Source organism: Pseudomonas sp. PB106, assembly GCF_009764645.1.
In the GTDB taxonomy this organism is placed as follows: Bacteria; Pseudomonadota; Gammaproteobacteria; order Pseudomonadales; family Pseudomonadaceae; genus Aquipseudomonas.
Window position 1 is genome coordinate 39796 of record NZ_RWIM01000119.1, and the last position, 20079, is coordinate 59874.

A 20079-nucleotide genomic window follows, 5' to 3' on the forward strand; every position below is an offset into this window, starting at 1 on the left:
AAAGCGCCGACCCTTGCGGGCGGCGCTGAAATAGTTTTTTGAGGTGAAATCGATGAGCGTTTGCCTAGCCATCGAAATCCCCCAGATTGATGTTCAGACGGCCGAGGCGGTACAGCAGCGTGCGCCGAGGCAGGCCCAGTTCGCGGGCCGCGAGGGTCTGGTTGCCGTCATTTTTGCGCAGGCAATCGAGCAACAAAGTGCGCTCGACCTGCTCCAGACGTTCGCGCAGATTCAAATGGCTGTTGTCTTCCAGCACCGGTTCCATGCGCAGGGAGAAATGCTCGGCGAGCAACTCGCCGCCCTCGCACAACAGCACCGCGCGCTCGACCAACGCCTTGAGTTCGCGGACGTTGCCGGGGAAGGTGTAACCGCCCAGATGCTCCAGCGCTGCGTCCGACCAGCGCACCGGATCACGCTGCAAATACGTGCAGGTCTTCTCGGCGAAATGCTGGGCCAGTTCGAGGATGTCGCCTTCGCGCTGACGCAGCGCCGGCAGCTCGATCGGGAATTGCGCGAGGCGGTAGTACAAGTCCTCGCGGAATTTGCCTTCGCTGACCAGCGTCGACAGATCGCGGTGGGTGGCGGCGATGATGCGCACGTCGATCTTGTGCGTGTCGTTGGAACCCAGCGGACGGATCTCGCCTTCCTGCAACACGCGCAGAATCTTCGCTTGCAGCGACAGCGGCATGTCGCCGATCTCGTCGAGCAACAGCGTGCCGCCATTGGCCGCGTCGAACAGCCCGGCGCGGTCGCGGTCGGCGCCGGTGAAGGCACCTTTGCGATAGCCAAACAGCTCGCTTTCCAGCAGGTTTTCCGGGACCGCCGCGCAGTTCTGCACGATGAACGCCTGGGAACGGCGCGGGCCACAATCGTGAATGGCCCGGGCGACGACTTCCTTGCCAGTACCGGTTTCGCCACGCAGCAACACGGTGTACGGGCTGTGCAGCACTTTGCTGATCAGCGAATGGGTCTGGCGCATCGCCGCACTTTTGCCGATCAGGCCATAACCACTGATGCTCGGCACACTGCGCGCGACCGTGGCCGATTGCGCCAGCGGCTGACGCAAGCGTTGCAGCAGGTGCAATTGACCGAGCACGAACGAGCCGAGCTGGCCGAGGGAATCAGCAAAACCTTGCAGATCGGTACGACGACGGCTGGCGCACAGCAGCAGACCTTCGACAGCCTTGTTTCGATTGACCAGCGGCACGCACAGCAACGACTGCCACGGCGACGCCGCTGCCGGCAGGAAACTGGTTTCGTGCAGGCTGCCACTCAAGTCGTCGAGGCACACCACGCGGTTCTGGCACAGGGCGAATTGCAGCAGTTGTTCACCGTTGTAATCCGCCGGCAGGCTCGCCGCCTCGCGCGGCTGCAGCGCGCCGTCGAGGCACTCGGCGTTCATCCCCAGGCAGGTGTGGGTGGCGTCGAGCAGATACAGCTGCGTGAGTTCGCATCCGCTCAGCTCGGCCAAGCCGCGCACGAAGTCACCCAGCAACGCAGCACCGTCCGCCGCCCGCGACAGGCTGGCGAATTGCGCCAGCAACGCTTCGGCATAAACCAGTGGCTGCGGCACCTGAGTGAACATCACGCCCACCTCAGGCGAACTCGCACGTCACGCTGGCTTCACCGTCGAGCGTGGCATGCACACGCTTGAGGCTTTCACCGGTGGCCATGGCGTCGAGCAGACGATCCGCCACCAGCGGCAGCACGTGCTGGTCGAGCAGATGGTCGATCAGGCGCGCACCGCTTTCGCTTTGCGTGCAACGCTCGGACAGATGATCGACGAGGTTCTGGCACCAGCTGAAATCCAGCTGACGACGGTTGAGACGCTCGCCGAGACGACCGAGTTTGATCTCGATCAGCTCGCGCAGCACCGGGCCGCCGACCGGGTAGTACGGCACCACTTTCATCCGCGCCAGCAGCGCTGGTTTGAAGTGTTTGCTGAGTACCGGGCGAATGGTTTCTTCGAGGACTTCAGCGGTCGGGCGTGCGCCGTTTTCGCAGAGGTCGCTGATCTTGTCGCTACCGAGGTTCGAGGTCATCAGGATCAACGTGTTGCGGAAGTCGATCTCGCGACCTTCGCCGTCGTTGGCCACACCTTTGTCGAAGATTTGGTAGAACAGGTTGAGCACGTCCGGGTCAGCCTTCTCGACTTCATCGAGCAGCACCACCGAATACGGTTTCTGCCGCACGGCTTCGGTAAGCATGCCGCCCTCGCCGTAACCGACGTAGCCCGGTGGCGCGCCGATCAGACGGGAGACGGTGTGCTTCTCCTGAAATTCGGACATGTTGATAGTGGTGATGAAACGGTCGCCGCCGTACAGCAAGTCAGCCAAGGCCAATGCGGTTTCGGTTTTACCCACACCACTCGGGCCGACCAGCAGGAACACGCCGACCGGGGCATCAGGTTTGTTCAGGCCGGCAGCGGTGGCGCGCATCGAGCGATCCAGTGCATGCACGGCTTGTTCCTGACCACGAATGCGCGTGCGCAGGTCGGTGGCGAAACTGGCGACTTTGGCGTTGTGTTCGCGGGCCAGTTGCGCCAACGGCACACCGGTCCAGGCGCTGATCACTTCGGCGACCAGACGCGGGCACACCTCGAAACTGACCAGACGTTCTTTGACCTGGGCCGCAGTCAGGGCGCTGTGGGTTTCGTTGAGTTGGGCTTCCAGCGCTTCGACGCTCTGGCCTTCTTCCACTTCGGCAGCGATGGTTTCGATCACCGTACCTTCGGCGTCTTCTTCAACGCTGACGGTCCCCTCGACGGCGGCGGCTTCGCGAGCCTTGGCCAGTTGCTGACGCAGTTCCAGCAGGCGTTCGGCCAGTTGCTTCTGCTCAGTCCACAGGGTTTCCAGCGCGACCATTTCGTCTTCGGCTTCGTCAAGACGAGCTTCCAGAGCATCCAGCGCTTCGTGATCGATCAGCAGACCGGCCTCGGCATCGCGGCGCAGCGCCTGACGCTGACGGCCACCTTCAGCCAGTTCGCCACGCAGGCGCTCAAGGCTTTCCGGGGCGGCGGCGAGGCTGATGCGTACGCGGGCGCACGCGGTGTCGAGAACGTCGACGGCTTTGTCCGGCAGTTGCCGACCGGCCAGGTAACGTGCGGACAATTCCGCCGCCGAGACCACCGCGTCATCACGCAGGTAGATGCCGTGGCTCTTCTCGTAAACCTGCGCCAGACCACGAAGGATGGTCACCGCTTCGCTGACGGTCGGTTCGTGCAGTTGCACTGGTTGGAAACGACGGGCCAGCGCCGGGTCCTTCTCGAAGTATTTCTTGTACTCAGCCCAGGTGGTGGCGGCGATGGTGCGCAGCTCGCCACGGGCCAGTGCCGGTTTCAGCAAGTTGGCCGCATCGGAACCGCCAGCGTTGCCGCCCGCGCCGATCAGGGTGTGGGCTTCGTCGATGAACAGAATGATCGGTTTCGGCGAGGCTTTGACTTCGTCGATCACGCCTTTGAGGCGACGTTCAAATTCACCTTTTACACTGGCGCCGGCCTGCAACAGGCCCATGTCCAGCGAGAGCAGTTCAACGCCCTTGAGCACTTGCGGCACTTCACCGGCAGCGATGCGCGAAGCCAGGCCTTCGACGATGGCGGTCTTGCCGACACCGGCCTCACCGACGACGATCGGGTTGTTCTTGCGGCGACGGGCGAGGATGTCGACCATCTGCCGGATCGCGCCGTCACGGCACAGCACCGGATCGAGTTTGCCGTCGCGGGCCTGTTCGGTCAGGTTGTGGGTGAAGCGTTGCAACAGCGATTCGCCTTGGGCCGCTGGTTTGCCATTGGCAGCCGGTTGCTCCTGTTGCGACAGGGCAAATTCCTTCAGGCGATCGATGTTCAGTTTGGCGAGCAGCGGCTGATAACGGCTGCCGGCGTAGCGCATCGGATTGCGCAGCAGCGCAAGGATCAGTGCGGCGTCTTCGACCTGGGTCTGGCCCAGTTCGAGGTTGGCCACCAGCAGCGCGTCTTGCAGCCATTGCACCAGTTCCGGGGCGAATACCGGGTTGCGCGAGGCGCTGTGTTCAACCCGCGATTGCAGCGCGGCACTCAGTTCGCCGGCGTCCACATCTGCATCTTGCAGCGCACGCGACAGTAAGCCGTTCGGACGCTCCAGCAAGCCGAGCAGCAAGTCTTCGACAAGGATCTTGCTGCCGCCACGGGCCACGCAACGCTCGGCCGAACGTTCCAGATCACGACGGGTTTCGGCGTCCAGCGCCTGGATGAGTTGTTGCAGGTCTACGTTGATCATGGCTCACGTCCTTAATGAATTTTGCTGCCCAGGGTCACCACGCCGTCCGCTTTCTCGCGGCCCAGCCAACTGGTCCAACCGAGGCGACAGGCGTTCTGCTCACCGATGCGCAGTTCGCGGATTTCTTCCTGGCGCAAGACCAGGCGAATGTCGTAATCGAGCGGGTCACGCAAGGTGAACCGCACCAGCGCGCAGAGCGGCTGGTAACCGAAACCGATCGGCAGGAATTCATGGAATCGCTGCCAGTCGAGTTCGGTGATGTGAATGCGGAATTTGCCGCTGCGGTCGCGCACGTGCTCGCCGAGCACGAGGTCTTCACCGAGCAGGCTGTTGGCGCGGCCCAAACGATTGCGCTGTTCTTCGAGAATTTCCACGCGGCGTTCGATGCACTGCTCGATGACCAGGTCTTCGTGCTTGAAGTAGTAACGCAGCACGGCTTCGATCAACGCCGCCGAGTGCGCCCGCAAACTGAGCAAACCGAGGTACGGCAGCAGGCGTTTCCAGTTGAGTTCCTTGGCCTTGCGGATCTCGTCGCCGCCCAGACCGATCAGGGCAAACAGTTGCGAGGAAAACGGGTCAATCGCGCCGCTCTGGAAGCTCGCGCGGTAACGATATTTGCGCCAGATCGGCAGCATCAGCCGTTGCAGGCGATGGTGGAACAGGTCAAGGAAGTTGCGCGTCGGGTTGCCGTCTTCGCTGTCGCCCAAGGCTTGTTCGCCATAGAACGCCGGCAACGGCGAGCCGGAACCGACCAGGCCGATCAGGTTGAAACGCATGCGCGCGCGCATCTGGCCGTGCTCTTCGAAGAACTCGACGCGATCGACGTCGCTGCGCGGAAAACCGAGGCTCGGGTTGGCCTGGAACTCGACCTGATCGTACAGATCGTCTTCGCTCAGATGCGGGTGTGCCTCGCGCAGCCGGTCGATCACCAGCAGCACGGCCTGAAACAGCGAGTACTCGCGTATTACCTTGGTCAGCCCGCTTAAAGCAGGGGCTGCAGGCCCATACGTGGTGTCCATTGGTACACCTCTCCCTGTGTGCTTTTTACCCGCAGCTCATGGAATGAATTGAGACTGGCGTAAAGCGCGAAAAACTCGTTAAGAACCGAGGCGAAAACGAACAGGTCGCCTTCGCCGATATACCCTTCCGGGTCGATGGTCAGTTCGGTGCGCAAACCGCGCACCGGCAAACCACGGTGCAAGCGGTCGACGTGGTGATGCTTGATGTGCTTGAGGCCGCCGAGCAGGCGTTTGCTGACCTTCTCCGCGTGCTGGTCGTAGTAGCGCGGCAAGTCGTAGGTTTCGAGAATCACCTTCAACGCATTGACGTCGGCCAGCGACAGATAGTTAAGCGACATGTTGCTGATCAGCTTCCACAGGAAGTCCCGGTTCAGCGGCGGCGCGAAACTGGACGTCGCTGGGGTGATGTTGCGGAAACTGAGGAACTCCGGCGTCTCTTCGCAGGCCATGCAGATATCGCCGAGCTTGATCTTGCGCGGCAGGTTCTGGTTGGTGCACATCAGCTCGATCGACAGGGTTTCGTGGGCTTCGGTGTGGCGGATGCCGAAGCTCAGATACGTGTCGAGGCCGTCGTGCAGCAAGGACGAACGCTGGCGAATGCTGTAGTGCGGACGGCTGTTGGGCACGTCGAAACTCGGGTCGTGCTCGAAGGATTCGAACGGCACGTATTCCTGATAACCGAGGCCACCGGGCTTCCAGCCGGTCACGGTTTCCACCGAGAACACGCCGCAGTTTTCCAGATCGTATTCCGCCGGCAGCAACAGGTATTCATCCTGCTTGCCGTCAAGGCGGATCGGCAGCGCGTCGTGGGCGAACAGGTTGGCAATCGGCGTGCAGAACAGCTTCACGTTATCCAGGGTCGGGCGCATGCGCATGATGCCGCTCTTGCGAATATCGAAGCGCAATTCCAGGCCGCGCATCTGCTTGAGCGTGTCTTCCGGCAGCGCGTTGATGATGTCCAGACCGTTGACGTCGACGAACAGGAACTTGTCCTGGAAGGCGAAGTATTCCTGCAGGTAGCGATAGCCGCGGAAGGTGTTCAGCGGATACGGGATCAACGCTTCTTCTTCGGCAAAGCCCACCGGTTTGACCCGATCACCGGGAATCTTGAACGCCATCGGCTTGCCGCTGACGCCATCGATGGGTTTGCCGGCGCCGTCGAGCGGGATCAGCTCGATACCTTCAAGGTTGCGCAGCAGGCTCAGGTAAAGCATCTGGCTGATGTAGCGCTCGCCGGCAAAGTGCAGGCGCAGCTTGCTCAGTTCCAGCTCACCGAGGTGGCCGTCGGCGCTCATTTCCAGACGCAGGCTGAGCAGCGAGCCGTCGCCCTTCACCGAGTAGTTCAGCGCAGCCAGATCCAGCGGCAACACTTCAGTTGGGTAGCAGGTGCGGAAGCGGCAACGCACGTCTTCGATCGGTTTGCTTTCAATCGGCGTATCACGCTCGACGCGCAACGCCGGCCCGGATCGCTTGAGCGGATCGAACTGCAAAATGCTGAACGCCGGCAGCGGGCGCATGTAATTCGGCCACAGCAATTGCATCAACGAATGGCTGAGTTCCGGCAGCTCATCATCGAGCTTCTGGCGCAGCCGCCCGGTCAGAAACGCAAAGCCTTCGAGCAACCGCTCCACATCCGGATCCCGCCCGGCCTGGCCCAGATACGGTGCCAGCGCCGGACTACGCTCGGCGAAACGGCGACCGAGTTGGCGCAGTGCGGTGAGTTCGCTTTGGTAGTAGTGGTTAAAGGACACGGGTTACCTGCCTGGTAGTGGAGCTCATTTAAAACAAAATCCTGTCGATGGGAGGGATCTGTTCAGCCATCTCATTGCCGATCTTCCGCCGCGCCTCAATCGTCCCCGACAATGTCGTACGGGGTATTACTGATAAAGCTGTTAAGCCAATGCGGCTTCCATTCCGGAACCCTGATGCCGAAGTGCTGATCGCGTTTGTAAAAATCGATCCAGACGATGCCTACAATGGCGTCGGTCTCATCGGTAGTCATGTCCACTGCGTTTCGCGGGTACAAGGGCGATCGAAAAACAGCGTTGGAATCTCGCTTGTCGGTAATCCGCAAGTACGCCAAATCATCAAACGGGACCAGCCCCCCTCTGACAGGCACATTTTCGATCAGATAATTACCCGACTTGCTGACAACCGAGCTGCTGGCCGGACGCGTGAACAGATTGTTCAGAGCGACGCTAAAAAAACCGATTGCCAAGACCAGCAAACCGACGACCAAGGCTGTTCTTTTAACCCTCATCAGTTCTTCACCAACTCAATGGAAACCGGCGCGATCGCTTCATAGAAAATGTCGGAAAAGAGCTTGAAATCCCCTCCCTTGGAAAACTGCTTTCTGTACGCCACGAAATGTTTGTTCTGAATCAGGAAATATCGCCTGTCCGCCGCCTCGAAGAACTGCTTCTGCGCTGCGTCACTCATGCCGAAGACCGATGACCGCCCGATAGCCGCCATTTCCTGATCAGCTGCCATATTCTGCGCACTGGCCTCGAGCACTCCGGCGACACCGTCAAAATTCCAGTAGCCAAGCGGTTGGCTGACAAAGTCATCGCCATCGCTGAAGTCGTAGTTATCTTCGACGTAGTAACCCAGGCGATCGGCGACGAATACAACCTTCTTGTCAAAGACGTTTACCACTCCTTCGGCAATTACGCGCATGTTGAAATTGGCCAACGCACCCCGCAGCTCGTCCAGTTCGCCACCGCCTAACTGACTGAAATTGACTGAACGCGAATTGAAATAACCGAACCTCTCGGCGGCTCGGCCTTTACCGTTGAACGTCAATGGATAACAGCCAGGCGCGGAATTGCCGAACGCACGCAGTATTTTCGTGTGTATTTCGGGCATTGCCTTTGCGTTATTCCAGGCAGCCTTAAGCACTTGACGTGTCTCTTCAGGCTTTTTGAATGTCAGCACCCAGTCCATCTTGACGATATTTTCTTCGATGTACTGCTCAGGTACTGGTCGTGTGCGCTCTTTCTCTTCTGTCTCCATTCCACCGCTGGCATTGCTCCAGGGAGCACCGTTGAACCAGTGACGCATCAACGCCGCAGCAACGGGCCATTTCATTTTGTCCATCGCACCGGGAATATCGCTGACCTTGAAAAGCCGCACAGCAGTAGACTGCCCCGGTTTATTGCTCGCGGGGGTCAGGCTGGAAGCTACTACGGTGTCTGCCATGTCGACGTCCTATCCTTAAAAGTGCGCTGAATCAGAAAACGATGTTCAGCCGATCAACACTTCGGTTTGTTGCTCAATGAGCAACTCCACAGGCTCAGCCTGAGCGGAATGGATTTTCTGGGTCTTTCCATCAGGGCCGGTAATCCCGCTGATGATCTTTCCCGATGCAGTTTTCAATGTGTACGCCACGCCAGTCATCGGCTTGCCGGTGTCCTGGCAATTGATCACGAAATGCTCATTAAACGGCCACTGAATCTCCACCGGCAACGGCGGTACAAATGGCGCCGGCGAATGCGAATTGCCGATAATCACCGTCCCGGATCCAGCCGTAACCTTGTTGCCATGCGTACCCACCGAATCAACCGTCGCGGCAGGTTTGCCGTTGATCAACACAGTGGTCGCCAAACCTCCCGACATCGCACCACCACACGCCGAGGCATCGCCTTGGCGGGCGGCCGCGAGGCCGTCGAAGAACACGTCGCCAGAACCGGCGGCGATCGGGTTGGTACCGTGGCCAGGAAGTGGGCAAGCGGTGGGGTCGGATACTCGTGCTGCGGGTTTGCCAGACATCGGGGATCTCCTTAGGTGACCTTGACTTGACCGCTGCCATCCAGGCGCGCGGAAAAACTGACCTGACGCTTGAACCCTTCAACTTCCAGCAGGCCTTCGATACTGAAGGCGAGGCGAAGCTGATCGTGGTCACGCGGCAGGGAAATGACACGCACGTTGCTCAGGCGCGGTTCGTAGGCTTCGATGAAGCTTTCGATGGCCAGGCGGGCCTGACTCAGGGAGTCGTGCAGGCTTAGGCGCATGTCATTGAGATCGGGCAACCCGTAGTCGGCCAGCGTTTGCACGCTGCCGGCCCGGGTGCTGAGCATTTTGGCCAGATGGGCAGCCACAGACGCCATGGCTGAAGCCTCGAGGCTCCTGCCTTTGCGCTGTTCCGCGTCGCCGTTGAGGCGTTCGAAAAGACTGCCGTATCCGTCCATGAGTCGCTCTTACTCTTTGTCCAGCTTGCCAACCAGCGACAGGGTGAAATCGGCACCCATGTACTTGAAGTGCGGACGCACGTTCAAGCTCACGCGGTACCAGCCCGGCTCGCCTTCAACGTCGCTGACGATCACTTGCGCAGCGCGCAGCGGACGACGGCCACGGACTTCGGCGCTCGGGTTTTCCTGGTCGGCAACGTACTGACGGATCCACTTGTTCAGTTCCAGCTCGAGATCGGTACGTTCTTTCCACGAACCGAGTTGCTCGCGCTGCAGCACTTTCAAGTAGTGAGCCAGGCGGTTGACGATCATCATGTACGGCAGTTGAGTGCCGAGCTTGTAGTTCAGCTCTGCAGCCTTGCCTTCTGCGCTGATGCCGAAGAACTTCGGCTTCTGCACCGAGCTTGCGGAGAAGAACGCCGCGTTGTCGGAGCCTTTACGCATGGTCAGGGAGATGAAGCCTTCCTCGGCCAGTTCGTATTCACGACGGTCGGAAACCAATACTTCGGTAGGAATCTTGGTTTCGATTTCGCCCATGCTTTCGAAATGGTGCAGAGGCAGATCTTCAACCGCGCCACCGCTCTGTGGGCCGATGATGTTCGGGCACCAGCGGAATTTGGCGAAGCTGTCGGTCAGCTTGGTGCCGAACGCGTAAGCGGTGTTGCCCCACAGGTAGTGCTCGTGGCTGTTGGCAACGGTTTCCTTGTACACGAACGATTTGACCGGGTTTTCTTCCGGATCGTACGGGTTACGCAGCAGGAAACGCGGCACGGTCAGGCCAACGTAGCGGGAGTCTTCCGAGGTACGGAAGCTCTGCCATTTGGCGAATTGCGGGCCTTCGAAGTGGTCTTTCAGGTCTTTCAGATCCGGCAGGCCGGTGAAGCTTTCCAGACCGAAGAATTTCGGACCGGCAGCAGCGATGAACGGCGCGTGGGACATGCACGAAACGCTGGCCACGTACTGCATCAGCTTGACGTCTGGCGAGCTTGGCGACATGTAGTAGTTGGCGATGATCGCGCCCACAGGCTGACCACCGAACTGGCCGTATTCAGCGGTGTAGATGTGCTTGTACAGGCCCGACTGCATGACTTCCGGCGAATCTTCGAAATCGTCCAGCAGGTCTTCTTTCGAGACGTTGAGGATTTCGATCTTGATGTTTTCGCGGAAGTTGGTGCGGTCGACCAGCAACTGCAGACCACGCCACGACGATTCCAGGGCCTGGAAATCCGGGTGGTGCAGGATCTCGTCCATCTGACGGCTGAGCTTGGCATCGATCTCGGCGATCATGCGGTCAACCATGGCTTTCTTGACCGGCTCACCGTTGTTCTGCGGCTTGAGCAGTTCTTCGATGAACGCCGACACACCGCGCTTGGCGATGTCGTAGGCTTCGTCGTCCGGAGTCAGACGGGTTTCGGCGATGATGCTGTCGAGAATGCTGTACTCGCCGCTTGCGGCGCCCTTCTCTTGTGCTGCGCTAGTGCTCATTGTGTTGGCTTCCTTGGCTGCTGGGTTCAGGCGTCCGGGGCTGCGGCGTTGAGGCCCAGCTCACCGAGTACGCGACCGCGGGATTCGTCGTCGGCGAGCACGCCTTCGATGGCTTTACGGAACGCAGGTGCGTTACCCAGCGGGCCTTTGAGGGCCACCAGCGCATCGCGCAGTTCCATCAGTTTTTTCAGCTCAGGCACTTGCTCGACCAGGCTGGCCGGGTTGAAGTCCTTCATCGAATTGACGCGCAGTTGCACAGCCAGCTCGTCGGCCTCGCCATCTTCCTGCAGACGGTTCGGCACGCTCAGCGTCAGACCCAGTTCTTGCTTGGCCAACACTTCGTCGAAGGTCATCTTGTCGATGCTGATCGGCTTGCGATCTTCGATTTTGCGATCGTCCTTGCGGTGGGTGTAGTCACCGATTGCCAGCAGCTTCAGCGGCAGTTCAATCTCTTCCTGAGCACCGCCGGTGGCGGGTTTGAAGGTGACGTTGATGCGTTCCTTGGGGGCTACCGAGCCTTCTTTGGCCATGGCTTTTCTCCTTGCGGTTGTGGCCCTGGGGCCTATTCGAGTACCACTTCGAGATCGAGGTGGCACAGCCTGCGATAAATCTCTTCCTTGCGTTCACGTACGGCATGGTTCTGCGGCAACAACTCGCAGCAGCTATGCAGTAAATGCAGCACTTCCAATGCAAGATCGGGCTCCCAGGCGTGCAGGCCTGAGTCCTGTAATGTCTGATCGAGGGTTTCCAGCTGGTTCTTGGCCAGTTCGTATTTCTTGGCCATGAAGCACAGGCGTGCGAGGGCGAACTGCCAGAAGAAGCGTTCGCGACCGCCGTGGGCCGACTGCAAGCCTTGCTTGAGCGTCTGCACGGCAGGCTTTAGGCCATCCTTGCGCAGCAGCGGCAGGACTTCTTCGAGGGCCTTTTCCCACGCCGGCTGGGTTTCGACGTTTTCGCTTTCGACCTTGCGCGGCGCGCTGGCGCTTTGCAGATGCGGCATGACGTTGGCGGCGATCCACGCCCGGGTGGACGGATCGGCAAACGGCGCGCCGTCATGGAAGCGCAACTCGACGATGCCGGGCAGCCGTTGAACCAAAAGCGCGAAGTGGATTTCCACTTCGCGCATTGCCAACTCGGCGTTGAGGTTCTGGAGACATTCCCAGACCATCCTCTGGCCATCGAACCAGAACGGCGCCTTCGCCAGGCTCGCCTCCAGTTCCACCAGCAGGTCGGCGTATTTGCCCTGATCGAAACGGTCCTGATAAAGCTTGAGTTTTTCCAGCGGCAAGCCGCGCAGCACGGTGATCTGCTCGGCGTTGCGCTCGGGTACGGCGTCGATGGTCATCCACAGCAGCGTGCGGTTGAGGCGCAGGGCACGCAGGTCGGTGGCTTTCTGTTTGAGCCACCAGGCACACAGTGGACGAGCGCTTTCCTGTTGGGCGCGCAGGGCTTTGTGTGCTTCTCGTTCGTTGTCGATCGGCGCGCCAGGAGTGAGCAACTGGCTCGCGGCCTGTTTGACTTGCGCCACCGCCGCACCGACCACGCCGGGAGCCGGCTGATTGTCAGCCGCGCGCTGGATCATGGTTTTCAGGCGACGGGAGATCGGCAGCAACAGCGGCGAGTCATCGCCCAAATGTTCAGCACACGCCGCTTCGAGACCGGACAGGTGCTCGGACAGCTGCCGGAACATCGGCAACTGCTCTTTGATCGCAATATTTTCGGTAATGACCTGCTCGAGGCGCGGCACCAGCCAGCCAATGGCAGCGGCACGGGTGCGGGGTTTGAGCGGGTGAACGTCGGCCCAATTGTGTTCCGACAGGTGGTGCAGCAAACCCAGGCCGGCAAGGAGGCCGGGGAAGGATTCACGCTGGTACAGCGACCACGTCAGCCAGGCGCCGACACGCAGATCCTTGGATTGGGTACGCAGAAGATTTTCGCTGTTTTCGCGAATTTTCAGCCAGTCGATCTGCCCGCTTTCGTGCATCGACGAGGCTTTGGCCAGCTCGCTTTCCAGCGCCTCGAATTCGCTCGAGAAACGAACGTCTTCGCCCGCGAAATTCTCTTTGGAAACAGAGACTTTAGCGAGTTCGAGGTAATGGGCGGAAAGTTTGCTTGAGTAGGACATCCATGGCCTTTATTAAGGATTACAGTCAGGCGCCTATTGGAGTTGCGGCGGCGCGGGACAGTATCAAAGAGCGGTGCAACGGACTCATCCAATTGAGTTGTGCTCTTTCAAGTGGGCGCATCGTAATCACTATGATGGCCACTAGCAAGCATCTGATTAAACAACAAGACGAAGTGTTCATTGGGGTCTGTAGGAGATTGCCCTATATGTCGCAAGGGATTCCCTGAGTGTCATTTATAATCGCCGCATTTTCCTCTTCCCCGCCAAAACCCTGAGCTAGAGCGCTCGGACCCACTGAGTGGGCATCCTGCCTTACGCTCGTCTCAATACACGGCGGCAAGCATGACAACTCTTGAAAAAAATAGAAGTAGGACTCTTCCTAAAATGCATTGGTCTCTATGAATAATTTAGCGAGGACAATGACCAGCCTAAAAAGTGCCATCAATTTGATGGCAAATTACTTTGTGAAACTTCCAGCAGGCCGGAAACACTGCACATTCGTGCTAATTCAATAGTTATCGAACTCTCCCTCCTACAGTCATTTCCTTCAATTCATACAACACCTTACAACCCGGAAGTCTCTGACAAATGTCAGAGACGGTTCTTACATCAATTTATTTCCCCCGCAGCTAGCGTGCCTTGGCAAATTTTTTACGCGTGGCGATCAGGGACGATCGAACACCGCGCATCGACTCACTTTGCTTAAGGACAAGCGTATGTTCAGCACGGGCAGTTGCGCGCCTTTTACCCTGCAGATTCCCGGAGTTCGCCACGACTTCAAGGTGCTCGCATTTGATGGTGATGAAGCCATCAGCTGCCTGTACGCCATCCGGGTCGAGCTGGTCAGTGAACAAGCGAATATCGATCTGGAAGGCCTGCTCAGTCAGCCGGCATTTCTGCAATTCGGGTTCAACAACGAAGGTATTCATGGGCGCATTGAAGATGTGCGGGTGGGTGAAACCGGAAAACGCCTGACCCGCTATGAGCTGAAGCTAGTGCCTGCCTTGCATTATTTGCAGTTCAGTCATGACCAGAGGATTTTCCAGCAGCGTACCGTGCCGCAGATCATCGCGCAGGTGCTCCAAAAACACGGCATTCAAGGAGATGCGTTCACCTTTCATGTCACCCCGAATCCGCCACGCGACTATTGCACTCAGTACGCGGAAAGCGACTTTGAATTTATCCAGAGGCTGTGCGCAGAAGACGGGATCGCCTGGCATCACCAGCATTCGACGGGCGGCCATTTGCTGGTGTTCACCGATGACCAGGTGTTTCTCCCCAAGTTGGCAGCGCTGGCATATCTGCAGAAATCCGGCATGGTGGCCGAACATCAGGTTATCAGCCGATTCTGGGTGCGCAACAGTACGCGCACTAGCACCGTCACCCGTCGTGACTACGACCTGAAACGCCCGAGCCTGTTGCTTGAAAGCAGCTTCACCGCCGGATTCACTCCAACGCTGGAGGACTACCGTTATCCGCTGCTGATCGAGAATGAAAGGCGCGGCAAGCAAATTGCCCGGCAGGCATTGGAGCGCCACCGTAGCGATTACGAACTGGGCGACGGCGAAAGCGACCAGACGAATCTGCGTTGTGGCCACCTGTTTGAGCTGACCGGACACCCGCGTAAAAAGTGCAACGACCTGTGGCTTCTGCTCAGCGTTGCCCATGAAGGCCGACAGCCACAAGTGCTTGAGGAGTTTGGCCCCAGCGACGTCAAAACCGCCGATGGTTTTATCCAAGGCTACCGAAATCGCTTTAGCGTGATTCCCGCTGAGGTGGTTTTCCGGCCTCCGCTGCCTGCACCACGCCGCCCGCTGGTGATCCAGACCGCACGGGTTACCGGCCCCGAAGACGAAGAGATTTACTGCGATGAGTTAGGTCGCGTGAAGATCGAACTTCCTTGGGATCGCACAGAACTCAACAGTGAGCGCAGCAGTTGCTGGGTACGCGTTGCGAGCAGTTGGGCCGGAGATCATTTTGGAGCTGTGACCATTCCGCGGGTCGGCATGGAAGTCGTGGTGTCCTTTTTGGAGGGTGACCCGGACAAACCACTGATCACCGGTTGTGTGGCCAACAGAGTTACCACGCCGCCCTACTCTTTACCCGACCACAAAACCAGAACCGTCTTGCGCAGCGAAAGCTCGCCGCGCAATGGCGGCTACAACGAACTGTCGATTGAAGATCGCGCCGGACAGGAACTGATCTACCTGCGCGCGCAACGCGACATGGCGCAGAAAATCGGCAACAGCCTTCAACTGGAAGTGGGCAACGAACGCCGCGAAACCATCAATGGCAGCAGTTACACCCAGGTTGGAAGGTCTCTCGACATCGAATCCGGCCAGCAAGTGCATCTGAAGGCCGGCGCCAGTGTTGTGCTGGATGCCGGCGCCAGCATCACGCTGAAAGCCGGCGGCCATCACCTCTTGATCGACGCGGGCGGTATTTTCAGCAGCACGGAAATTGAGACGGGCCGCAAGCCACACGACAGTGAAGCGCCCAATCTGCTGCTGCCTGGACTGAATGGCGCATTACCCGTTGCGCCAGCGGTACACGCACTTACAGAGGACGAACTCGAAGAAGAGGAGGAAGAAGTCGAGTTGGACGATGAAACGCAGGAGGGAATTACTTTGCGTATCGGCGTGTTTTTCGATGGCACCGGGAATAACAAGGACAACAGCGAAATGGTTGTGGGTTGTTTCGCGCGGGATGTACAGCTCTCGGATTTGGCAGAGGAAATTAAGAAATTCTGCTCAAGCCATGGTTACGACGAAATGGGCGGGGCGCCGGACAGCAGTTATGGAAATGACTTCAGCAACGTAGCAAGACTTTTCGAGCTTTATCGAGACGATACTGAGCGATCATTGGCAAGCAACGAGCGCACAGGATTCATCCCGGTATACGTAGAAGGTATTGGCACGAGCAGTGGAGCGCAAGACTCGCTTTACTCACAAGCAACTGGCGAGGGCGCACAAGGTGTTATGGCGAAAGTGGCGCGAAGCCCTTCGTTGATTGTGGAACGTATAGAGTATTTTCAACAAAACAAAGCGGATCTAAAGATTGATCGAATCGAATTCGACATTTTCGGCTTCAGCCGAGGCGCTGCTGCGGCTCGGCATTTTGCCAACGAAATCCTGAAAGGCGATGAAAATATTCTGGCGAAAGCCTGGGTCGATACATCGGCGTTAAGCCAGTAATTCAGCTGGAATGCTGTAAGCATCAACTTTATCGGCATCTTTGATACCGCAGCCGCCGTGGCAAAAATATCGTCCTTCGATTTCAGTGTTCATGATGTGATCAATCCGGGCGTTAGCCTGTACATGGCACCAGATCTGGCCAGAAAAACGGTCCATCTCGTGGCACGGGATGAACGACGCCATAACTTTTCACTCAACCAGGCTGGGACTGCCGACATCATTCTACCAGGCGTCCATTCAGATCTGGGGGGTGGATACTTGCCGCTAATCACCGAGCGAGTCCTGCTGAGCAAACCACGCTGCAGCGATGAAGATGTTCGCACGTCCCATCTCGAGTCCAGTGCTTACCGTGTCACGGAATATGAGCTTAAACGCCTGAGGGATCAGTTGAATCTCCATGGCCTTGCGCTGGAAATTCGCACATGGGAGAAGGTTTTCACCCGCAATACCAAAGGTGATAGAGCGACCTGGAAGCAGGTGTATGCCGTTATCACTTGTGAAAGGGAGGTGCGTAATGAGCTGTCGCTGATTTATCTGCGCGCCATGAGAGAACTGGGGGTGAAGCATGGCGTACCTTTTCTCTCGGTCGAGGAAAATTCCGCATTCTCCTTACCTGAGGAACTGCAATCCATTGCACGAAAGATATTGGATTATTCGTTGGGCGAGACCCGTCGCATCGGGCTGTCTCTGGACGAACAAACTCTGCTATTCACACGTTACATTCATCTGTCTGCCAACTGGAACGCCTCTGAAAAACTCAATGGTAGCGAACTCGACGTCGTGTTCATCAATCGACCCGCCAACGATTTCACGCGAGTGATACATCCTGATGCTTGAAAAAAACAACAATTACAAATTGATCTGCTTGCTGATCTTTGCGTTCGTACTGAATGGCTGCACGACACGCCCGACACAATCCCTGCCTTATGACGCCTGGGGCGTGCGAATTTACGCGCCCGACTACATGGAAATACAGATCGAGGCGGTGGTGGCTGTGGATATGGACGACAGGGTGTTCGCCAATATTGGCAGCGGTGTCGCGGGACAGCGTTATCCCAACTTCTTCATAGCAGGCGTGTCTGAAAAGCTCGAGGGCCAACCCGCTGGATGGCCAAAAAATCCAGCGGGGAGGGGTCGCCGTACACTAGGCGCCAAATTGCCGAAGGCAATCTACGTCCGTTGGCAGTCGTTGGTGGAGCCGCAGACTTACCACGTGGTCATTCCAATTCCCGACTCAACGCGAGCGCTCATGCTTGAAAAAGAAGAGACGCGTTGCTGGCCTGGCAGCACGGTCAAAACCCAATATCGAAAATGGCTGACAGTGGGGTTGGCTCCGGGTGGCATCGCCAAGGTTTGGGCCCGTTCATCCTGCCTTTCCGCTATCGAGGTTCTGCGCGTACAAGGTGTCATCCACCCGAAAGGTCCCATGGACGGCCAGGCAGGTTTCAAATACCGGAAGCTCCACGAAGAATCCAGAGCCTACATCGAAAGGTTTGGCATCCCCTACGGCTCCTGGTAAGCAAAAACGTTCCACCATTGCCCAGCGCCGCCAGCCACAATATCCCCCTCTGCAACTCATCATTTATACGGACATTGGCACATGGAAGAAAACAGAAGGCCCATCAAAACCCGTTCAGCGGGGTGGGCACGGCGCATCACAGCCGAATTGGTAAAGCGCGACATCTCGCCGAACCAGATTTCCGTAGTCAGCATGCTGTTCGCACTGTTCGGAGCGGTAACCCTGTATATCGACAACGGCGTGGCGGGCTCGATCTGTTGCGTCATCGGCATTCAGTTACGCCTGCTGTGCAACCTGTTCGACGGTATGGTGGCCATCGAAGGTGGCAAGCAGTCCGCCATCGGCAGCCTGTACAACGAGTTTCCTGATCGTGTTGCGGACAGTCTGCTGATTGTTGGGCTGGGTTACGCCATTGGACAATCAGATCTTGGCTGGTTTGCTGCATTGGCCGCCGCGCTGACGGCGTATGTCCGGGTATTCGGCGGCTCTCTCGGTCTGACACAGAGTTTCATGGGGCCGATGGCCAAGCAGCACCGGATGGCAGTGATGACGGTCGCGCTGGTGTTGAATGCGTTAGAAGCCAGCTATTACGCAACCCACTACGCTTTGCTTATCGCACTGGTGATTATTGCCATTGGCTGTGTTGTTACCTGCGGGACGCGAACACTCGCCATTGCCAAACAATTGAAGGGGAACGCTCATGTGGATCAGTAATGCGCTGATTTCGGTACTGCGCTTCTTGATCGGTGTGACCGCTCGCTGGGAAAGCCCGCCAGACCTGTCGCGCCAGCGGGTCTACTTCGCCAACCACACTAGCCACATGGACACGCTGGCGATCATCGCCGCGTTGCCGCCGGAAGCGCGCCGGAACGTCAAACCAGTCGCCGCTGCCGATTACTGGGGCAAGAACCGCTTCCTTTCGTACATCTCGCAAAAAGGCCTGAATGCGGTATTGATCGAGCGTAATCCCGCGCCCGGCACCAACGTGCTGGAGCCGATCTTCGATGTGGTGCACGCCGGTCACTCGATCATCATTTTCCCCGAGGGCACGCGTTCCACTCAGGCGCTGCCGGGGGAGTTCAAGTCCGGGATTTTCCGCTTGGCCGAAACCTTTCCCGATGTCGACCTGGTACCGATCTACCTGGAAAACCTGCACCGCTCGATGCCCAAAGGCAAACATGTGCCGCTGCCGATCATTTGTACGATCCGGATCGGCGACCCACTGCAAAGGATTGCCGGCGAAGAGAAACAGGCGTTTTTGGAACGGGCGCGTGAAGCCATCGTGAGGTTGTCGAAATGAGTCTGGAAACCAAATTCCTCTGGTTCTTTGCGGCCATCGCCGCACTGCTGGCGGTAGCTTCGCTTACTGGCCGAGTACTAGCCAAACGGGCCAAAAGTGAAAGCTCGATCTCGACCATCGAAAACCTCAATCAGCGTGTCAACGCGTGGTGGGGGATGGTCATTATCTTCTTCGTGTCCTGGCTGCTCGGACCGAATGCCACGGTGGTGCTGTTCGGCTTCATTTCGTTGTTTGCGCTGCGCGAGTTCATCACCCTGACGCCCACCGCGCGCGGTGACCACAACGCGTTGTTCTCGGCGTTTTTCATACTGATCCCGCTGCAATACCTGCTGATCGGCACCCATTGGTATTCGATGTTCACGCTGCTGGTGCCGGTGTATGCCTTCCTCTTGCTGCCGGCCATTGCCGTGTTGAGCCAGGACACCGAGGGCTTTCTGGAGCGCACGGCAAAAATCCAGTGGGGCGTGATGATCTGCATCTACTGCATCAGCCACGCGCCTGCGCTGTTGTTGCTCGATCTGCGCGGCTTTCAAGGTCAGAACGCCCTGTTGCTGTTTTATCTGGTGTTCGTGGTGCAGATGAGTGATGTGCTGCAGTACGTTTTCGGCAAGCTCTTCGGCAAACACAAGGTCGCGCCGCTGGTGAGCCCGTCGAAGACCGTTGAGGGGCTGATTGGGGGCGGACTGTCGGCCACGCTGATCGGTGGCTGCATGTTCTGGATGACACCGTTCAGCTTCTGGCAATCGTTGCTGATGTCACTGGTGATTGTAGTGATGGGCTTTCTCGGCGGGCTGGTCATGTCCGCGATCAAACGCAGCCTGAGTGCCAAAGACTGGGGCACGATGATCAAGGGCCACGGTGGCATGCTCGACCGCATGGATTCGATCTGCTTCGCCGCACCGATCTTCTTCCACCTGACCCGCTACTTCTTCTCGGCTTAAACCGGGCTGATCCGTCAGCCACAAAAAATGGGCACCCGACCGCAATCGGTGTGCCC

At 58.2% G+C, this 20079-nt stretch carries 17 protein-coding genes; 6 read left to right on the plus strand and 11 right to left on the minus strand.

The window, feature by feature from the left end; all coding sequences use genetic code 11:
* Nucleotides 1-64: 64 nt before the first annotated feature.
* The 11 genes from EJA71_RS16025 to tssA form a co-directional block, all read right to left on the minus strand.
* Nucleotides 65-1585, minus strand: coding sequence for a sigma-54-dependent Fis family transcriptional regulator (locus EJA71_RS16025; RefSeq protein ID WP_158958372.1), 1521 nt, complete (start codon nt 1583-1585; stop codon nt 65-67).
* A gap of 10 nt (nt 1586-1595) precedes the next feature.
* Nucleotides 1596-4253 (minus strand): type VI secretion system ATPase TssH, encoded by a 2658-nt coding sequence (gene tssH, locus EJA71_RS16030; RefSeq protein WP_158958374.1) that lies wholly within the window; start codon nt 4251-4253, stop codon nt 1596-1598.
* Nucleotides 4254-4264: 11 nt separating this feature from the next.
* Nucleotides 4265-5272 (minus strand): type VI secretion system baseplate subunit TssG, encoded by a 1008-nt coding sequence (gene tssG, locus EJA71_RS16035; RefSeq protein WP_122594483.1) that lies wholly within the window; start codon nt 5270-5272, stop codon nt 4265-4267.
* Nucleotides 5236-7023 carry a type VI secretion system baseplate subunit TssF gene (tssF, locus tag EJA71_RS16040; protein WP_158958376.1) on the minus strand — a complete coding sequence of 596 codons (1788 nt, stop codon included), beginning with the start codon at nt 7021-7023 and terminating at the stop codon, nt 5236-5238. The genes tssG and tssF overlap by 37 nt, the downstream gene beginning before the upstream one ends.
* 95 nt (nt 7024-7118) lie before the next feature.
* Nucleotides 7119-7511 carry a hypothetical protein gene (locus EJA71_RS16045; RefSeq protein ID WP_256671760.1) on the minus strand — a complete coding sequence of 131 codons (393 nt, stop codon included), beginning with the start codon at nt 7509-7511 and terminating at the stop codon, nt 7119-7121.
* A 20-nt stretch (nt 7512-7531) separates the two neighbouring features.
* Nucleotides 7532-8470 (minus strand): DUF6402 family protein, encoded by a 939-nt coding sequence (locus EJA71_RS16050; RefSeq protein ID WP_158958380.1) that lies wholly within the window; start codon nt 8468-8470, stop codon nt 7532-7534.
* A 45-nt stretch (nt 8471-8515) separates the two neighbouring features.
* On the minus strand, nt 8516-9040 hold the full coding sequence (locus EJA71_RS16055) for a PAAR domain-containing protein (protein WP_158958382.1): 525 nt from the start codon (nt 9038-9040) through the stop codon (nt 8516-8518).
* A gap of 11 nt (nt 9041-9051) precedes the next feature.
* Nucleotides 9052-9459 carry a type VI secretion system baseplate subunit TssE gene (gene tssE / locus EJA71_RS16060; RefSeq protein WP_158958384.1) on the minus strand — a complete coding sequence of 136 codons (408 nt, stop codon included), beginning with the start codon at nt 9457-9459 and terminating at the stop codon, nt 9052-9054.
* Between the two features lie 9 nt (nt 9460-9468).
* Nucleotides 9469-10944 carry a type VI secretion system contractile sheath large subunit gene (gene tssC / locus EJA71_RS16065; RefSeq protein WP_095187878.1) on the minus strand — a complete coding sequence of 492 codons (1476 nt, stop codon included), beginning with the start codon at nt 10942-10944 and terminating at the stop codon, nt 9469-9471.
* 26 nt (nt 10945-10970) lie between these two features.
* Entirely contained in the window at nt 10971-11474 is a 504-nt protein-coding gene (tssB, locus tag EJA71_RS16070; protein WP_003229587.1) for a type VI secretion system contractile sheath small subunit, read from the minus strand.
* Nucleotides 11475-11506: 32 nt separating this feature from the next.
* Nucleotides 11507-13069 (minus strand): type VI secretion system protein TssA, encoded by a 1563-nt coding sequence (gene tssA / locus EJA71_RS16075; RefSeq protein WP_158958386.1) that lies wholly within the window; start codon nt 13067-13069, stop codon nt 11507-11509.
* A 716-nt stretch (nt 13070-13785) separates the two neighbouring features.
* Here tssA and tssI point away from each other — a divergent pair.
* From tssI to EJA71_RS16100, 6 genes are all read left to right on the plus strand, one after another.
* Nucleotides 13786-16263: a type VI secretion system tip protein TssI/VgrG gene (gene tssI, locus EJA71_RS16080; protein WP_306110080.1), complete on the plus strand. Its 2478-nt coding sequence runs from the start codon at nt 13786-13788 to the stop codon at nt 16261-16263.
* A 57-nt stretch (nt 16264-16320) separates the two neighbouring features.
* The gene (locus EJA71_RS27700; protein ID WP_371925691.1) at nt 16321-17100 is read left to right on the plus strand and encodes a hypothetical protein; all 780 of its coding nucleotides are present in this window, start codon (nt 16321-16323) and stop codon (nt 17098-17100) included.
* Complete coding sequence (locus tag EJA71_RS16085) at nt 17093-17782, plus strand: DUF2931 family protein (protein ID WP_158958388.1); 690 nt, start codon at nt 17093-17095, stop codon at nt 17780-17782. The genes EJA71_RS27700 and EJA71_RS16085 overlap by 8 nt, the downstream gene beginning before the upstream one ends.
* A gap of 81 nt (nt 17783-17863) precedes the next feature.
* Complete coding sequence (locus tag EJA71_RS16090) at nt 17864-18496, plus strand: CDP-alcohol phosphatidyltransferase family protein (protein ID WP_158958390.1); 633 nt, start codon at nt 17864-17866, stop codon at nt 18494-18496.
* Nucleotides 18483-19082: a 1-acyl-sn-glycerol-3-phosphate acyltransferase gene (locus tag EJA71_RS16095; protein ID WP_158958392.1), complete on the plus strand. Its 600-nt coding sequence runs from the start codon at nt 18483-18485 to the stop codon at nt 19080-19082. Before EJA71_RS16090 ends, EJA71_RS16095 begins: the two co-directional genes overlap by 14 nt.
* On the plus strand, nt 19079-20023 hold the full coding sequence (locus EJA71_RS16100) for a phosphatidate cytidylyltransferase (protein ID WP_158958394.1): 945 nt from the start codon (nt 19079-19081) through the stop codon (nt 20021-20023). Before EJA71_RS16095 ends, EJA71_RS16100 begins: the two co-directional genes overlap by 4 nt.
* Nucleotides 20024-20079: the final 56 nt, after the last annotated feature.

What these genes read in the sequence shown, in the direction of transcription:
- EJA71_RS16025 (WP_158958372.1), bottom strand. Translation starts at nt 1,585, where the DNA reads ATGTTCACTCAGGTGCCGCAGCCACTGGTTTATGCCGAAGCGTTGCTG.
- tssH (WP_158958374.1), bottom strand. Translation starts at nt 4,253, where the DNA reads ATGATCAACGTAGACCTGCAACAACTCATCCAGGCGCTGGACGCCGAA.
- tssG (WP_122594483.1), bottom strand. Translation starts at nt 5,272, where the DNA reads ATGGACACCACGTATGGGCCTGCAGCCCCTGCTTTAAGCGGGCTGACC.
- EJA71_RS16050 (WP_158958380.1), bottom strand. Translation starts at nt 8,470, where the DNA reads ATGGCAGACACCGTAGTAGCTTCCAGCCTGACCCCCGCGAGCAATAAA.
- EJA71_RS16055 (WP_158958382.1), bottom strand. Translation starts at nt 9,040, where the DNA reads ATGTCTGGCAAACCCGCAGCACGAGTATCCGACCCCACCGCTTGCCCA.
- tssE (WP_158958384.1), bottom strand. Translation starts at nt 9,459, where the DNA reads ATGGACGGATACGGCAGTCTTTTCGAACGCCTCAACGGCGACGCGGAA.
- tssC (WP_095187878.1), bottom strand. Translation starts at nt 10,944, where the DNA reads ATGAGCACTAGCGCAGCACAAGAGAAGGGCGCCGCAAGCGGCGAGTAC.
- tssB (WP_003229587.1), bottom strand. Translation starts at nt 11,474, where the DNA reads ATGGCCAAAGAAGGCTCGGTAGCCCCCAAGGAACGCATCAACGTCACC.
- tssA (WP_158958386.1), bottom strand. Translation starts at nt 13,069, where the DNA reads ATGTCCTACTCAAGCAAACTTTCCGCCCATTACCTCGAACTCGCTAAA.
- tssI (WP_306110080.1), top strand. Translation starts at nt 13,786, where the DNA reads ATGTTCAGCACGGGCAGTTGCGCGCCTTTTACCCTGCAGATTCCCGGA.
- EJA71_RS16085 (WP_158958388.1), top strand. Translation starts at nt 17,093, where the DNA reads ATGCTTGAAAAAAACAACAATTACAAATTGATCTGCTTGCTGATCTTT.
- EJA71_RS16090 (WP_158958390.1), top strand. Translation starts at nt 17,864, where the DNA reads ATGGAAGAAAACAGAAGGCCCATCAAAACCCGTTCAGCGGGGTGGGCA.
- EJA71_RS16095 (WP_158958392.1), top strand. Translation starts at nt 18,483, where the DNA reads ATGTGGATCAGTAATGCGCTGATTTCGGTACTGCGCTTCTTGATCGGT.
- EJA71_RS16100 (WP_158958394.1), top strand. Translation starts at nt 19,079, where the DNA reads ATGAGTCTGGAAACCAAATTCCTCTGGTTCTTTGCGGCCATCGCCGCA.